This is a genomic window from Phycisphaerae bacterium, assembly GCA_024102815.1.
GTDB lineage: Bacteria > Planctomycetota > Phycisphaerae > UBA1845 > UBA1845 > JAGFJJ01.
The window spans coordinates 43,334-60,687 of record JAGFJJ010000022.1; the positions used below are offsets into that span (position 1 = coordinate 43,334).

The window sequence follows — 17,354 nt, forward strand, 5'->3', positions numbered from 1 at the left end:
AATCGCATGATATCCTTGGTCGGATAGTCCGTCAATCTGAGAAGCCACGACTACGGGGCCACGGCGCAATAGCCATTTCTCGTTAATCCGTGAGTTTTTCTCTGCGCTTGGCGACACGGTCGTTGATCCGCCAGTTTACAGAGATTTGGCCCGCCCCCGTCCGATTTTGACACACCACTTCTAATGTCTTTAATTGCGGGGGCGCGCGCGCGCCGGGTCAAACGGTCCGGGGGCCGAAAGCCGCAGATATTCTCGGTGCCCCCCCGCTGGGACTAGTTACCCGATTCGTAATCCGACGGGGGATCGGCGCCCGTACACTCCTCGGGCAGCACGTCCAAGGGCTCCCATGCCGTTGTGCCGATCGTCTCATTTCCCGCTGTGCTCTCGACGAAACCCTCACTCTCGGGGCCGTCATTCGGAGTTTCGCTGTGTCGATGCGGGAGCGTTATCCGAAATACAGCCGTCGGACGCCCCGGGCCGCTGGACCAATCCCATTGCCCGAGTCCATCATTTACCAGGGCGTCGAGGGCCAGCTTTGCCCCTTGGGGATCGCCTCGATATCGCCATACACCACGGACTACATCGCGGGCAGTACACTTTCCCCCGTGCGCCTGCACCCAAGTCAGGAGCTTACGCCCCTCACGCTTACCTTCAGGCTCCCGCAATCCAGCGTATACGTTGAGCGTTGCCAGCGATGCCCATCGAGCAATATCAATACCCCGTCGCATGGAGTCGGCTTCGAGCACGTCCTCGGGAATATCAGGGCTGCTTACGATTCGCGTGCAGTGATCGATGAGAGCCAGGCGGGCAGGAAGCTCCTCGGCCTTGGAGAGAAACGCCTTCACGTCATCATCAAGGGCAGCATCGATACGGGCTCCGATCTCATCAACCCATGCAACCCATAGGGCTTTCGCCTCGGGGGAGAGTCGGATTAACTTCGGGCCAAGCTCCCCTTGTTCATCTGCTTGGTGATCGAGTGCGAGCAGTCGTCTCAGTAGCTCCGTGTATCGCTCTTGCGCGTGCTTGGGGATATCAGCCTCGACGTATCGACGGGGCTTCTCGGGGGGAGCAGCGAATATGAACCGAGCAGCGAGCCCATTCTCGAAATACTCGGGCGTCAGGAGCCGTTGCAGTGTGCCGGGTTGCACCGTGCCCGCGATCGTTACCGCTGCCCGGGGCACGTATATCGTCTTGGGATTTCCATGCTTTCTATCAACTACCAGCGTGCCCGCCCGATGAAGCTCCAGCCATCGAGCAGCATCACCGCCGCCCTTGCTCTTGTAGGCATCAAACGACTTGAGGAAACCGGCAAGCTCATCATTGAATACGCCAACTCCTCGACGGTTCGATTGCAGGAGCCATGCAAGGGCTTCAATCGTCGTGTCGCTCGTCAAATACCGGATCGGGATCGGCTCCTCAGGTTTTGCCGGGGGTTCACCACGAGCACCGGGCTTGCCCTTTCCCCAATCGCCCAGGGCCGTCTTGTATTGCAGGGAGTCGGCTTCGTACCGTTCGAGGGCAAGCTCGTATTCCCGCAACCGCCCAAGCTGGAGTCTCGACAGGGGATCGAGCACCAGCTCCTGAGCTGGGCTTTTCCGCCCCCCACTCCGTAGCACCGTCGCAGCCCACAAGATCGAATAAGCGATCCACGATCTCTGTAGGAGCAATGCCCGCGTTGTTCCGATGCACGTTGCGAGCACAGCCAGCCCAGGGAGGGCAACAAGAGCCGGATCGACACCGAGGGCCTTTGCCCCATGCTGCACGATCTCCCGCAGCCCCACGGGGAGAGCATCCTCGGGGAGAGCTTGCCACTCAAAATCCGGATCACTTACCGCCTCGACATATCCGAAACCCCCGCTCTTGGTATCGTCGCTTGGGGTTTCGTCGAGGCGGGTGGGGTTTTTGGTGAGGGCACCGTTGCCGCCCGCTCGGGCGTCGAGGAGTCGTCTTGTCACTTCACCAGCTCTCACACTCGCACCGTCCTTAGTGCCGATCGCACCTTTGCCCGTGCCGTCCGCTCATCGACGGGGGGCGTGCAGCGTCCAGCCGCTTCGAGAATTGCCGCTTCCACGTCGGGGCCGTCGATGCCGAATCCGAGCATCGAGCACGCCGCCACGAATAACTCGCTATCACGGGAGCCCTCGGCCGCCCCCCGGGCGAGAAAATCCCGCACCCGTTGGGGCAGCCGTTCGAACGGATCGCTGCCGTCACGCCCACGCCATCGCGGAGCCACCCGCTTGGGCTTCGCAGCCTCGGGGGGGATCGATGCTCGGGTTTCGTCGATAAGTCGCCGCCACGCTTCGGGTGAGCATTGGGGAAGTGCAGTCAGCTCGATCCGCTTGCCGCTGAACGGGCATCGAGCTTGTGTCGGGATCGCCAGAGCCCAGCCCAGCCTCGGGCGGGAGTCGCTCAATGGGAATAACTCCACGCCGCCAGCCGTGCCGGGCTCCGTGATTCGTAGGTGCCCATTCTGAAACGCATGGGGATGCTCACCGCCGCTGTCCTCGAAGTCTTGGCCAGCGAGATCGTAGGCCGCCGCTACAAGGGCACTCACGCCGAGCACGCCCTCGGCGAGCATCACCGGATAGGGGAGCATCACGAAAACGTGCCAGCCCTCCCCCGATGCACTGCGAGCAAACACGCACGCGGGATAGAGCCCGAGGGTTTCGGCCGCCGATGCAATGCACCGCACTGCACGAGTCGGGCTCCACAAGCCGCCGCACCCGTGCGAAAGCCCATCGAGATCGATGCCGAGCCAGAACACGAGCCCGTCAGCGTTCGGGCAGTAGGCCGCGAGCTGAAGCTTGGGCACTCGTTCCCGCCAAGGCTCGCAGCCCTCGGGGGAAAACGTCACTGTAAAGGGCTCGCCCAGGAGAGCCGCTTCGATAATCTCCCGTCGCTCGGCGGGATCATCCGGCAGCTCGATCGGGCATCGCTTCTCGCCACGCTTGGCACTGGCAAAACGACTACCCTTGAGGACTTGAAGATTGGCGATTGCAAGCGTATTGTTCATGCGTCTTACTCGCCGCCCGCGCTCCGGTCGCCACTGGTCGCGGGCATTTTTTTGGTCACGATTCCAGCGATTCAATCCACGCTCGTATCGTGCTCGCCTTCCACCGCAAAGCCTTGCCGAGCCTTGCGTCTACCGGGGGAAGCTTTCCCGCCGCGCGAAGCGTGCGAAGCCGCCGATCGCTCACGTCGAGCAGCTCCCGGAGCCGTCGCGTCGAAATGAGCGGTTCGAGTCCGTCGGCGTGCGGTTTGGGAGCGTCATTCGGCATCCGGCACCGTCCCTCCGGGGCGAGCCGCGGCGCGCTCTGCCAGCACGGCTTCGACAAGCTCGGGAACAAAGAGAAAGCGTTTGTCGGCACGGAGTGCCGGGAGCCGTCCGGCTTCGGCTTCAGCTCGGAGCCAGGTTGCTGTCACGCGAAGCCGCCGAGCCATGTTGCCCAGGGGTAAGAGTCGGGGGGGATGCGTTTCGTTCATGCCCCCCATTTTCCGGGAGCGTCTGCGGGGATTAAGGCAATTAGCCGGTAATCAGTCGGCAATCAATTGCCGACAACGCGAGCTAGTGCTTCACGTCCAAGAGTTGTAATAACCCAGCCTTTGCGGGGATGTTCCTTATCGAAGAGCTGAGCAAGGCCTTTCTCGCTCAAGTACCGTAGCCGCTTGCCGATCGTCTTTTCTTTCGGTGCCGAAGGATTATTCGGATCGGCCAAGCACACTCCGACCACTGGCTGTCCGGTCACGCACAACGCAATGCCGTTTGCGTCTCGAAGTCGTTTGAGAATGTAGATGTCCTCTGGCAAAAGCTCGCAGAGAGCCTCGAACGATTTTTCTGTTAGCGTGCCTATATCATTGCCTGCCGCCAGCCGCGAGCCTTCGGGCGTGAGCCGCCACAATTTGATTCCATCCTCGAACCACTGCTCGCACGCCTCGACCGCATTGCGGAGTCCCGTGCCCTCACGGGTGCCGACGAAAGCCCGGGCAAGCCGAGCATCGATGTTGACGGAGATAAATACGTCGAGTCCATCGGGCCGCTTTGCCCATAGATCACCCACGGGCAGCATCGAGGGCGATCGGCTTATCACTACGTACCCATCGGCTTCAATCGCTTTCAGGGCTCGGTCAAAAAGACGGTCGAAATCGGGGCCCTCGTCGCGCCGCCGCACCCAAACGTAGAGCAGCCAACGCGGCACGCCGATTCTCAGCGTCAACCGTCTCGGTGGATTGGCGTCGATGGTGAGTCCGTCAACTTGAATAAACCGCAGGGCGTACAGGATTCGGGATTCAAGATCGTCCACGTTGCTGTCCTTGTTGCGGAATGCCCCGCCCGAGTGGCCTCGGACAGCGTGAGGGGATCACGTCGGGCGGAGCTGCGACCCCCCGTCGAGGGCCTACTCCGATAGTCGGCCAACTAGAATCGGATTCATATCTGCTTGTTTTGCAGTAGTTTACATTATTCTACGCCGGAAACTACACTCGTCGGACCATTTTCCCGTATAATTGAATAGCCATGAAGTCTGGAGCGCTGGAACGAGGGTTCGGGCTTTGCCCGATCGCCGTTGACAACCAGCCCATCCAGGCTTCGTGCATTATGGGGCACCGCTACGCCTGCCCGCTAGTCGCTGGGCTTCCAGAACCAAGCACTGAACTTCGGAAGTCTCTTGCTAAGCGTTTCCTTGGCGAAACCCTTCCAGAATCCCGCCGTAAATTGCTGGACACCGACAGGCCGCAAACTCTCGGCTAAGTGATGCTTAGCGCCAAGCTTGTATTTGGACTTGGCAGGAACCAGCGATTGATAGATGCATCCTGTTAAGAGGTCGCAGAGTTGCAGGCACTGGCTCGCATCCCGCCATGAGTCTATAAGTTCAAATCGATCGATGTAAGGCGACTCCCCTCGGTAATTCGCCGTGAATCTCTCCTGCAATTGACCGAGGATGTCGTATCCCGCCAACACCTGCACTCGATCCAAGAATAATTCAGCATGATAAATACCTACGCCCAATCGCGGGTTCTTAAGCTCAGGGTGAAGCAACATTTCAGCCCACTTCTTGTACGCCCGTTTTCGCTTGAGTGCTTCAGGTTCGAATGGATCGCCGAAGTGCTTTGGATTCCAAATCGTCCAGTCAATGACAACCGCTCGGAAATAGCAAGTCTGTTGAATAAAGACGTTAATCCACTCTTTGGCGACTTCGAGATCGCGCCAGTTTCGGAATTTATTTAGATGGCTCTCTTTCAGCCGATTATTCCCGCGCCCTTGGTTGTAGTACTTGTGTTTTTCCTTTACCTTAACCAACGCAGAATGAAGCGTGCCGTGATCGGGAACAAACAACATGCCGATGATGAACCACTGTTCGGCGTGTGTGCCTGATTCATCGACGTAGATGCGAAACCGCCCCACTGCGCAATCCGCCCAAAAAGTCCTGTGAATTCTTACTCCCTCGGTCAAACAGTTTAGTAGCTGCCCGTTGAGCCGCAATTCCGAGAATAGCGTAGGGCGAGAATCGTAATGCCGATCGCCTACGTACACTTGAATCGCATGGGGCTCAATCCCACCCGCGTTTGCGTCGGCGCCCCGTCGCCGCCATGCGCTGCCGCGCCCCTCATTCCGGCGCCGATCCCGTTCGCTCCAGCGTCTGTCATTTCCCGATGATTCCAGCGGAACGAGCATGCATCATAGTAACGTCACCAGGATCGCGGTTTCGCCGGGCTGAAGTTGTTGCTCCTCAAAGGAAGCAACCCGCACTCACGATACAAGGGGCCTTCGACAAGCACCGATCATTGCCACGATTCCCGCGCGGACGGCTTCGGGCAGCGTCGGCCACGCCCGGATCAGGGCTTCAAGATCGGGGTCCGAGAGCTGTGAATTCTCGCCGCCTTGGCATGTATTTGGCATGCGCGGGTCCGCCGAATTCTCTAACTGCTTGTCATTACTAGGGGTTACGGATTCGTCGGGACGGATTGCAAATCCGTTATTCGTGGGTTCGAATCCCACCGCCGCCTGTTTCCTCGATCCCCCGCCCGGCACCGCCGATAACACGGCATGGGAATTCGCCGTAGCACGTCAGTCTCTCACGCATACAATGGTCGCAAATGCCTCAATTCGCGGTCAAGTTCCTGATGATGTGGCTGCTGCTCGGTCCTACCGCGCTGTGCCGAGCGGGCGTTCTCTCTGACTGCTGCAAGCGCGATCCGAAACCTCAAGCACACAACGGGGAGCCGGCTAAGCCCGCCTGCTGCGCGGACCACGAAGACGACGATAGGGTCGGGAACTCGGGCACCGAATCAAGACCCCGAAAGTGCGGAGAGTGCGCCGATGTTTGCGGAACCGTCTTCAAACCGCCCGGCTCTATCGAGGTTGCCGTCTTAACGTCCGACTTCACTTCGATTCGATCGGTAGCGGAGCAGACTCCAGGCTTTCCAATTCAATGCGATGATCATTCCCGCAGGAAGCCGGGCTTGCCCTACCCGCCAAGCGACCGGCCTCTTCTGATCTGATCCTCACTTGAGCCCTATTCGACCTGGCATCACTGCGCGCGTCCTGCACGGGCGCAAAGTCCACTTGATAAAGCTCAAGTTGATTGGCGAATCATATCTCTATGTCCAATAGCCGGAGAGATCAGATGAAAACCGAACTACCAGCGCTGCTGGCGCTGCTTGGCCTCATGTGGGCAGGCGGGTGCGAGAAAGAGGATAACAGCGCGTCACTCGGGAGGCCTGGCATACCAGCCGTGAAACCGACGTCCCAGACGTACGGACCGTCCGGCAGCGCCATTGAACCCACGCTTGACCAAGGATGGTGCGGCGGACACGGTGTGCCCGAATCCGTTTGTACACGCTGTAACCAATCCCTCATTCCCAGTTTCAAGGAAGCCGGTGACTGGTGTGCGGAGCACGGGCTGCCCGAATCGCAATGCTCCATCTGTCATCCTGAAGTTGAGGCTGAGTGGGCCAAGCTCGATCCGAACGCGAAAAAGGAAACCCAGCATGGTGATGCTGGGGGTGCGGGAATGCAATCCCCATCACCGGCGAGGGCCCCCGCGGCGGCCGACGGTTCCACGGATGTCCGCGTCCAACGAGCCGATCGAATTCTTACCGGCTCCAATGACCCCTCTTGTCAGATCGAGAACCTGCGCGTCCGATTCATCGACCCAAGCGTTGCGGAGAAGGCGGGCATCACGGTGGAGCCCGCGCTGCGGCGTCCCATGTCGGCGTCGCTTTCCGTTCCGGCAGAAGTGGAATTCGATGCCAGGAAGACGATACGCATCACGCCCCGCGTCGGAGGCGTCATTCTGAGCGTACCCGTGGAAATCGGCGCGGACATCAGGGCCGGCGAACTCCTGGCGGTAATCGACAGCCCGGTTCTCGGTGAAGCCAAGAGCCAGTACATCGGGCGGGTACAGGATCTCAGGCTGGCCGACGCGGATTTGGACCGGGTCCAGAAGATTTTCAGCGGCGTGCAACGCATGCTCGATGTATGCACTCCTCGGGCGGACCCGGAGAAGGTGCGCGAAGCCCTGGCCGGGTCGCCGATCGGCGAGTCCAAGGCAAGCCTTCTGCGCGCGCACGCAGCATTATTGCTCGCCCGGTCGGAGGCGGCTCGGCAGGCAAAGCTTCTGGAGGAAAAACTCAACAGCCAGCGAGACCACCAAGGCGCGCAAAGCGCGCTCGCGGCAGCGGAGGCCGACTTCGTGGCCAATCGGGAGCAAATCGCATTCAGCGTCGAGCGGGAGCGCCTGGCTGCGCAACGTTCCGCGGAAATCGCCCGAGGGGCCCTTGAGTCGGCCGAACGTCGCCTGCACATCCTTGGTTTGAGCGAGGAACAAATCGGGCGCATCGGGACGGAGCCGGATGAATTGCTGTCCCGCTACGAGCTCAGAAGTCCGGTGGCAGGGCGCGTCGTGGATCACAGGGCAGCCATTGGAGAATCCGTCGAAACCAGCGATGGGCTCTTCGTCGTATCGGACAATTCAACGATGTGGCTCATGGCCGACTTGTACGAGCGAGATCTGGTTCAATTGCGACTCGGTCAGCCGGTTTTCTTCACCGTCGCCGGCATGCCCGGCGCAGGCTTTGAGGGCAGCCTCGCCTGGATCAGCAGCCAGGTCGACGACCGAACGCGTACGGTTCGCATTCGCGCGGACCTCCCCAACCTCGATGGGCTGTTGCGTGCCAAGATGTACGGCAGCGCCCGGATCATTTTGCACGAAAACGAAGAGGTCGTGACCGTTCCGGTCGACGCCGTTCAGACCGACGGATGCTGCCAGCTCGTGTTCGTTCAAGAATCGGGGACGGTGTTTCAACCACGAAAAATCACGCTCGGAACCAGCGCGAACGGGGTCGTCGAGGTTCTCAAAGGTCTCAGGGAGGGCGAGGTCGTGGCGAGCACGGGCAGCTTCCTGATGAAGACCGAAATCCTCAAGAGCAACATTGGCGCAGGTTGCTGCGAAGTTGACCCAGGAAGGTAGTGACCCATGTTGAATGCCATTATCACGTGGTCGCTGCGTTACCGGTTCATTGTCATTGCGCTAACGCTCATTCTCGTGATCACCGGTACGTACTCGGCCACGAAGCTGCCGGTTGACGCCTTTCCCGACACGACCCCCGTTCAGGTCCAGATCAACACCGTGGCGCCGGCGCTGACCCCGGTGGAGATCGAACAACAGATCACCTTTCCGGTGGAGCAGGCGATCAGCGGGCTTAAGGGGCTGACCGAGGTGCGCTCGCTGTCGAAGTTCGGCCTATCGCAGGTGACCGTGATTTTCGAGGACGGTGTCGACATCTACTTCGCGCGACAACTGGTCATGGAGCGATTGGGGACCGTAGACCTGCCCGAAGGATTCCCGGCGCCGGAGATGGGCCCGGTGGCCACTGGATTGGGCGAGGTCTATCACTACATCCTGACCAGCCCTACGCATACCCTGAGCGAACTGCGAACGATTCAGGATTGGATCATCAAGCCCCAGCTCCGCAGTGTGGCCGGTGTCGCCGAAGTCAACAGTTGGGGCGGCAGGGAGCGACAGTACCAGGTCGTCGTCGATCCACAGCGACTGCTCAAGTACGACCTCACGCTGTTCGATGTCTTCGAGGCCCTGCGACGTAACAACCTGAACGTCGGAGGCGGAACGATCACCCGGTCCGGCGAGTCGTTGCTCGTCCAGGGAATCGGACTCTTGGAGAGCCTGGACCAGGTTCGAAACGTTGTCATCAAATCGGAAGACGGCGTTCCAGTCTACATCCACCAGGTGGGCGATGTCGTCGACGGCTACGAGATCCGACGCGGGGCCGTAACGTACGCTGGCCAGGGCGAGGCGGTGCTAGGCCTGGGCTTCATGCTGATGGGCGAGAACCCACGAGACGTAACCGAGCGCATGAAGGAGCGAATGGAGACCGTCAAGCCGTCGCTACCCGACGACGTGCAAGTGACCACCGTGTACGACCGCACCGAACTGGTCGATCACGTCCTACACACGGTCGAGACAAATCTCTTCGAAGGCGCCTTGCTGGTCATCGTTGTGCTGTTTGTCTTTCTGGGCAACCTGCGCGCGGGACTCATCGTCGCATCCGCCATACCGCTTTCCATGCTGTTCGCCGCGAATTGCATGTTGCAGGCGGGCATTGCCGGAAGCCTGATGAGTCTGGGAGCCATCGATTTCGGCCTCGTTGTCGACAGCTCGGTGATTCAGATTGAGAACGGCATGCGCCACCTGTCGCGAAATACAGCAGGTCGATCGCGGATCGACGTCGTGCGAGACGCCGCCATCGAGGTTCGACGGCCGACCATGTTCGGTGAGTTGATCATCATGATCGTCTATTTGCCGATCCTCACGCTCGAAGGCATCGAGGGCAAGCTGTTTCGCCCGATGGCCATGACGGTGGCCTTTGCTCTTCTCGGGTCTCTGATCCTCTCCCTCACGCTGATGCCCGTCCTGGCGAGCCTGTTGCTTCCCGCCAAACCGCGCGAGAGGGAACCGTTGTTCGTTCGCATCGCGAAACGCCTCTACAAACCGGTGTTGGAATTCGTTCTGCGGCGGCGGGCGACGGTCCTGACGTGTGTGGCCTTGCTGTTGGTCGGTGGCGTCATCTTGGCTACGCGACTCGGGACGGTGTTTATTCCTCGGCTCTCTGAGGAAGCGATTGTCATCAATACGGTTCGACTGGCCGGCGTGGCAGTTGACGAGTCGGCGCGATACGGTACGCAGATCGAAAAGCTCCTTCTGGACCGGTTTCCTGATGAGATCAAGCATGTCTGGTCACGAACGGGCACCGCTGAAGTCGCCACCGACCCGATGGGGCTGGAACTAACCGACGTGTTCATCACGCTGAATCCGCGCTCAGCCTGGGAGCGGGCCGAGACGCAGGCCGAGCTCGTGGCCATCATGGAGGCCGAACTGGCGGGCATGCCCGCGATGCGCACCATCTTCACCCAGCCGATCGAGATGCGCGTCAATGAGATGGTTGCCGGTATTCGCAGCGACTTGGGCGTCAAGATCTTTGGCGACGACTTCGGGGCGCTCAAGTCGCTTGGCGATAAAGTGGCCAACGTCCTCAAGACCGTCCCCGGGGCAAGTGACGTCACAGTCGAGCAGGTCACAGGCCAGCCGTTGCTCGAAGTGCGCGTGCGACAGGACCAACTCGCACGCTACGGTATTCCGGCAGCCGAAGTACTGGACCTCGTTGCGTCCATCGGAAACGTGAACGTCGGCGAGATTCGACAGGGGCAGATCCGCTTTCCGCTTACCGTACGACTGCCAGAGGAATACAGGACTGATCCCGAGGCCGTCGGCAATTTGCTGATCCCTACGGCCTCCGGACAGAGACTGCCGCTTTATCGTCTGGCGGACCTGCAGATTCTCGACGGTCCCTCGACAATCAACCGTGAATGGAGCAAGCGTCGCCTGATTGTGCAGTGCAACGCGCGGGAACGCGACATTGGGAGCCTCGTGTCCGAAGCGGAACGACGTATCGCCACGGAAATCGACCTCCCGCCGGGATATTTCATTCGCTACGGCGGCCAGTTCGAACATCTTCAGCGCGCGAGTCGGCGTCTGATGATCGTTGTGCCCCTGGCCCTTCTTCTCATCTTCCTGCTGCTTTATCTGACCTATGGTCGCGTAACCGACGTCATCCGCATATTCATAACGCTGCCGCTCGCCGCCGTCGGGGGAATCGCAGCATTGCACCTCCGAGACTTACCATTCAGCGTCTCTGCGGGCGTCGGCTTTGTAGCCATGTCCGGCGTTTCCGTGCTTGGGGACATGGTCTTCGTGTCGTTTCTGCGCGATCTGTTGGACCAAGGCAGAGCGATCGGTGATGCGATCCGCGAGGCGGCCTTGACGCGGCTCCGACCGGTCCTGATGACCGGCCTTGTTGCGAGCGTCGGTTTCATTCCCATGGCGCTCAACACCGGCGTCGGTGCGGAAGTGCAGCGCCCCCTGGCGACGGTCGTCATCGGATGCGTCGTGACTTCAACATTGTTGACCCTGCTCGTAGTTCCCGCGTTTTATTCGTTTTCGAGAGAAGGGCAGCGTGATACGGAAGCCCCAGCCGGACGTGAGTAGAAATCCGGGCACGGCCAGTTCACTTGCGGCGCCCTTCGGGCCGTGCCATTCTGGCCGGGGGAATCCGAAGTGGGAGAGAAAACCCGCAAAGGACCCGTCCGCGAGATGTCGCCGGATTCGGACAGGTGATTGGGGAATTAGCGGGTGACGGGACTCAAGACCTCGACCTTTACATTGGCAGCGTGAGAGCGTCGAGTCTTAAACTACCGTCTCGCGATTGGTTATGTTCCTACACCGGTTGCCCTTTGCCGACGTTTTCGGGCCTCCAAGGCCCATGGGGTAAACCCCCGGACGCCTGCCAATTTGGGCCTGTCGCCTTTGGCGCGAATAAGAAGCTGATCCTGAAGGGTCGGAACAAAGTAAAGCTGTCGGCGTCGACTGCGCCACGGGCGGAAGGCGGTGAATCGCGCAAGAAATTTCTCCTGCCGCGTCAATTCTGAATTGATCCCGATTGTTCAGTCTTGGTACAATCGGCCCGTGTTCCCTCCGCTCCAATCCACGGGAGTTTCTCCATGTTTTCAGCACTCACACGGCGGTCCCGGTTTTCAGCCTTGTTGATTGCCTGCGTTGCCCTGATCGCAACCACCACATTGGCGGAACCGCCAATGCCCGGAGAGGCGCTGGCCCCTGCGGATTACGGGCCGGGGGTGATCGAGTCCATGGCATTTGTGCAGTTGCGAGACGATGCCCGCCACGGCGCCCTAGATTCGAATCCCTCGGATCGCCAGGGGCAGCAGGGAGAATGGGTGGTTCCTGGCCCAGGCGTGGACAACCACCCGCAGTCGGGACAGAAGTATGTCGTCAACAAATGGGGCGACACACGAATGAGCATTTCTTTCCCCGAATTCACGAGTGTCGCAGGCGCTTTCTTCTCGGGGCACGGTGATCCCTCGGTCTGGTCGGAGGGACTTCAGGCAATCGGCTACGCTGAAGGCGTCGAGATCGCTCGTTCCAGCTGGCTGGAGAACCTCTCGGCCGTACCGACCTGGCTCAGCATGGATTTCGCCGGTGTCGATCGCATCGAAATTGTCGCCAGGCCCGTCGTCAACGGTGCCGGCTGGTACGGCATGGATGATCTGACCTTCACAACGCAGGAGGGCGACGGCGAAACCCCAACGGTCTTGGACTTTGAAGATCTACCGTTCAAGTTCGTGCTGACCGATTCCAGTTATTTCAACTTGGTCTGGGAGCATGGCACGGGCGATTTCGGCGCAGGCGATGCACTACCTCCACCGGGAATTCCGCCGGGTTGGAGCGAACCCGCCGTCCCCGGCACCGGCGAGCAACCACGCGTCGGCGCGGGCACGCTGCCGCAGCTGGAGCGTACTTTCCAGGGGGTCATCCGCGGTGATGCGGGCTCGTTCAGTTATCCTCCGGACACCATGGGAGCTGTGGGTCCGAATCACTATGTCATAACGGTCAACCGCAATTTTGCCGTTTACGAGCGCGAGACCGGGGCGGAGCTCATCAACGTACTGCTCGGTTCCTTCTTGCCGGGATCGAACGGCGATCCGCGAGTGATCTTCGATCAATATAGCCAGCGTTGGTTCGTGATCGTTTCGGATTTTTCCTCACGCATCTATCTTGCCGCATCGCGTTCGGCAGACCCCACTGGAGACTGGTTCAAAACGAGCTTCCTCACATCCACCGGTGCTGACGCCGGCAGGTTTCCGGATTATCCGACGCTCGGCGTCGACGCCAACGGCGTCTACACTTCCGCATACATGGCAGGCGGCTATTCGATGACGATCTTCGCCATCGACAAGGCTCCGCTCATTGCGCCAAGCCCGTCGCTCGGCACCGTGACGGCCTTCCGCGGTTTCCCCTTTGAGGGCGCCATACAGCCTGTTCACACATACGGCGCTACTGCAGGCGAATATTTCATCTCTCGCTCAGGTGGTTTCACGCTGACCCTTCGGCGCGTTCTTCCTCCCCTATCCGCTCCAACGATTCAGACGCTGGGAACCATTGCCGTGCCGGGGCACGGAACGGCTCCCGACGCACCCGCGCTGGGCAGCTCCATTCCTCTCGACACGGTCGACACGCGCCTGATGAACGCTGTTTTCCGCGACGGCCGCATCTGGACCACCCATACCATTAATGTCGACGGACGGGCCGCCTGTCGATGGTACGAAGTCGATCCCGGTTTGCTTGCGCTCGTGCAGTATGGAACGATCAGTGATCCCGTCCTCCACTACTTCTTCCCGACCATCATGGTGAATCTCAACGGGCATGTCGGGATGGGATTCAGCGGTTCCAGCGCTCAACAGTTCGCCGGTGCCTACTTCACCGGACGACAGTCCAGCGATCCGCCGGGGGAGATGGCCCTGCCTGTCCAGTATCGCGCCGGTCTGGCCCCCCAGAACAACATTGACGGTTACGGACGCAATCGCTGGGGCGATTACAGTGCAACCACGCTGGATCCCGTTCTCCAACAGCAAGTCTGGACCATCCAGGAATACGCTGAAGCCCAGGATATCTGGGGAACATACGTCGCGGTACTCGGTTTCGACTGCAACGAAAACGGCGTGGACGACGTGGTCGACGTTACCTCCGGCACGAGTGCAGACTGCAACGCGAATTTCCTCCCGGACGAGTGTGAGCCGAACGACGACTGCAACCTCAACGGCATTCAGGACATCTGCGATGTCGCGGCCGGAACCAGCCAGGATTGCGACTCAAACAAAGTCCCCGACGAGTGCCAGTCGCAGGCGGATTGTGACGCGAACGGCATTCAGGATATCTGCGACATTGCAGTGGGAACCTACCCCGACTGCAACGGCAATCAGGTTCCCGACGCGTGCGACCTCGCGGCCGGTGCACCGGACTGCAACGACAACCTCATACCGGATTCGTGCGAATCCTCAGAGGACTGTAACCGCAACGGCGTCCAGGACATCTGTGATCTCGCCTCCGGAGCGAGCCTTGACTGTAACGCGAACGGACGGCCCGACGAGTGCGACATCTTTGATTGCGGCAGCTCCTCCGGTGCCTGCCAGCCAACGGCCGGGGATTGCTGCGCCATTGAGGGGAATGGCTCTCCAGGATGCAACTGTGGGGCTTGCTGCCAGTCCATCTGCGCCGCCGATCCGTTCTGCTGCCAGGTCGAATGGGATTTCATTTGCGCCGACAGCGCAAGCCGCAGCCAATCCTGCCCCTGCGGTTCGGCTTTGCAGACAAGCTTCGACTGCAACCTCAACGGGATCCCCGACGAATGTGATTTGTCAGCCGGATCGAGCCTCGATTGCAACGATAACCAGATTCCGGATGAATGTGATCCGGTGTCTGATTGCAACGCCAATGGAGTGCAGGATATCTGCGATGTCGCTGCTGGAACCAGTGGAGACTGCAACGGTAACGAGGTCCCGGATGAATGCGAGGCCCAGGATGACTGCAACGGCAACGGAGTGCAGGACATCTGCGATCTCGCGGCCGGCAATGCAACCGACTGTAACCTGAACGAAGTGCTCGATGAATGCGATATCGCATCCGCCACCAGTGACGATTGCAACACCAATGGACTCCCTGACGAATGCGAATCTCAGGCGGACTGCAATAGCAACGGTATACAGGACATTTGCGACGTCGCCGCCGGAGCGAGCCCTGACTGCAACGGCAACAACGTACCCGACGAGTGTGATATCTACGATTGCGGCAGCTACGCGGGAGCGTGTCTACCCGACGCCGGGGATTGCTGCGCGGAGGAAGGCAATGGAACGCCGGGCTGCAATTGTCCGCTTTGCTGCCAGGCGGTCTGCGGAGTCTTTCCATCCTGCTGTACCGTGAGCTGGGATTCTTTTTGCGCGTTGATCGCCTCCGCCATTGGAGGAGAATGCGACTGCGGCGGTCTCGGCCAGAGTCACAGCAGAGATTGCAACGGGAATGTAATACCGGATGAGTGCGACATAGCCTCCGGGTTCAGTGTGGACTGCAACAACAACGGCGTACCTGACGACTGCGACCCCGACCTGGATTGCAATAGCAATGGCAGTCAGGATATCTGCGATGTCGCCCAAGGCACCAGTCTTGACTGTAATGGCGACGAGGTCCCGGACGAATGCCAGATTGACTGCAACGCAAACGGCGTGCCCGATGATTGCGACGTGCGCGACGAAACCAGCTTGGACTGCAATGGCAACGGCGTTCCCGACGAGTGTGATTCTCAGTTGGACTGCAATGACAACGGTATCCGGGACATCTGCGACGTTGCTACGGGAGCGAGCCTCGACTGCAACTCGAACGAGGTCCCCGACGAGTGCGACTCGGATTGCGACGATAATGGCATTCCGGATGAGTGCGAAATTGTCCTGGAAACCACGGTGGCCACGGACCTGTGCCGCGACGCACAGCTTGCGTGTCCCGGCTACCTTTATTCCGGCTCAACTTCCGTGGCCGGTCATGACGGGGAGGCCTCCTGCGGCTTTTCAGAATACGCGCCTGATGTCTGGTACCGTTATCAGCCAGCCGACTCCGGCTTCCTGAAAGCCTCCCTGTGCGGCTCCCGTTTCGATACGGTCGTTTCCGTCCACGATCGTTGCCCGGGAACGCTCTTGAGCGAAATAGGTTGCAACGACGACGCCTGTGGCTTGCAGTCCGAAGTGACGGTGCCCGTTACCGGCGGCAGGCCCTATTGGATCCGGATCTCCGGATATGGGTCCGAGCGAGGTCTCTTCGATATGCGATTGACCGGCCCCTCGTGCATTCTCTCGGCCCCCGACTGCAACGAGAACGGCTCCCCTGACGCCTGCGATCTTGATGCGGGCACGAGTTTTGACTGCAATGGGAACAACAGGCCCGATGAGTGCGATGGACTGACGTTCACCGTAAGCTCGGAGGCATTTGCGCCGTTTGGCGGCGGATACCCGGCCGAGTTCGTCGTTCCAGGCCCACCGCCCGCAAGCGATAATGTCATCGTCCAGATTGAGACTTCGGCCGACCTCGGTGAGACTCAGGAATACCTCGATGTCACCCTGAACGGAACAAATATTGGCCGCCTATTTCAAGCGACCGGCGCCAACTGCCCGCCAACACCCCGGACGGCGCAGATTCCTCTTGTTGCAACGCAGTTTAACAGCGTTCTCGCTGGTGAAAACTCTTTGGTGTTGCGCGCGGTGGCGAATTCACTCGTCAGTACCACAGAGTGCCCAAGCTCGTACCTTCGCTTCTATGTGACCATCCCGACGACCGGAGACTGTAACGGCAATGGTTATTACGATGATTGCGACGTAGCCGAAGGGAGAAGCAGCGACTGCAATGCCAATCGCATCCTTGACGAGTGTGAGATTGCCAGGGGAGCAGAACAAGACTGTTCGGCAAACGGGACGCCGGACAGTTGCGAGCCGGACTGCAACGCCAATGCCGTGGCGGATAGCTGTGACGTTCTGGCGGGGGTGAGCCAGGACTGCGACGGGAATATTGTCCCGGATGAATGCCAACCCGACGGGGACGGAGACGGCGTGATCGATGCCTGCGATCCCTGTCCGAACGACTACCTGGACGACCAGGACGATGATGGATTCTGCGATTCCGACGAAGAATGCCCGACGGATCCGACCAAGCACTCGGCCGGCGTCTGTGGATGTGGCGTACCGGATATCGATAGTGACGGAGATGACGTTGCAGACTGCATTGATCGTTGTCCGGGTGTCAACGATGCACGCTTGGGAGCTGATTGCTCCGGCGCCATCCCGGCCGTATCCATGTGGGGCATGGTCATCCTTCTGTTGACCATCATGGCCGGCAGCAAGATCGCCTTCAGGGGAGAGGAATCGCGCCCGGCGTGATGCCGCCTTA

9 protein-coding genes are annotated in these 17,354 nt (G+C 60.0%); 3 read left to right on the forward strand and 6 right to left on the reverse strand.

Annotated features, from left to right (window positions below; translation table 11 throughout):
• Nucleotides 1-272: 272 nt before the first annotated feature.
• The 6 genes from J5J06_06430 to J5J06_06455 all read right to left on the reverse strand — a co-directional run bounded on the left by J5J06_06430 (nt 273) and on the right by J5J06_06455 (nt 5,401).
• Entirely contained in the window at nt 273-1,955 is a 1,683-nt protein-coding gene (locus J5J06_06430) for a DUF3987 domain-containing protein (GenBank protein MCO6436707.1), read from the reverse strand.
• Between the two features lie 11 nt (nt 1,956-1,966).
• Nucleotides 1,967-3,013 (reverse strand): hypothetical protein, encoded by a 1,047-nt coding sequence (locus tag J5J06_06435; protein ID MCO6436708.1) that lies wholly within the window; start codon nt 3,011-3,013, stop codon nt 1,967-1,969.
• Between the two features lie 55 nt (nt 3,014-3,068).
• The gene (locus J5J06_06440) at nt 3,069-3,278 is read right to left on the reverse strand and encodes a helix-turn-helix domain-containing protein (GenBank protein ID MCO6436709.1); all 210 of its coding nucleotides are present in this window, start codon (nt 3,276-3,278) and stop codon (nt 3,069-3,071) included.
• Entirely contained in the window at nt 3,268-3,483 is a 216-nt protein-coding gene (locus J5J06_06445) for a hypothetical protein (GenBank protein MCO6436710.1), read from the reverse strand. Before J5J06_06445 ends, J5J06_06440 begins: the two co-directional genes overlap by 11 nt.
• A 62-nt stretch (nt 3,484-3,545) precedes the next feature.
• Nucleotides 3,546-4,301 carry a hypothetical protein gene (locus tag J5J06_06450; protein ID MCO6436711.1) on the reverse strand — a complete coding sequence of 252 codons (756 nt, stop codon included), beginning with the start codon at nt 4,299-4,301 and terminating at the stop codon, nt 3,546-3,548.
• 317 nt (nt 4,302-4,618) lie between these two features.
• Nucleotides 4,619-5,401 (reverse strand): DUF3800 domain-containing protein, encoded by a 783-nt coding sequence (locus J5J06_06455; GenBank protein MCO6436712.1) that lies wholly within the window; start codon nt 5,399-5,401, stop codon nt 4,619-4,621.
• A 1,222-nt stretch (nt 5,402-6,623) separates the two neighbouring features.
• On the opposite strand from J5J06_06455, the gene J5J06_06460 reads away from it, so the two are divergent.
• The 3 genes from J5J06_06460 (at nt 6,624) to J5J06_06470 (ending at nt 17,344) form a co-directional block, all read left to right on the forward strand.
• Nucleotides 6,624-8,468 carry an efflux RND transporter periplasmic adaptor subunit gene (locus J5J06_06460; GenBank protein MCO6436713.1) on the forward strand — a complete coding sequence of 615 codons (1,845 nt, stop codon included), beginning with the start codon at nt 6,624-6,626 and terminating at the stop codon, nt 8,466-8,468.
• 6 nt (nt 8,469-8,474) lie between these two features.
• Nucleotides 8,475-11,561, forward strand: a complete 3,087-nt coding sequence (locus J5J06_06465; protein ID MCO6436714.1) for an efflux RND transporter permease subunit — start codon at nt 8,475-8,477, stop codon at nt 11,559-11,561.
• 512 nt (nt 11,562-12,073) lie between these two features.
• Complete coding sequence (locus J5J06_06470; GenBank protein ID MCO6436715.1) at nt 12,074-17,344, forward strand: hypothetical protein; 5,271 nt, start codon at nt 12,074-12,076, stop codon at nt 17,342-17,344.
• The last annotated feature ends 10 nt before the right edge of the window (nt 17,345-17,354 follow it).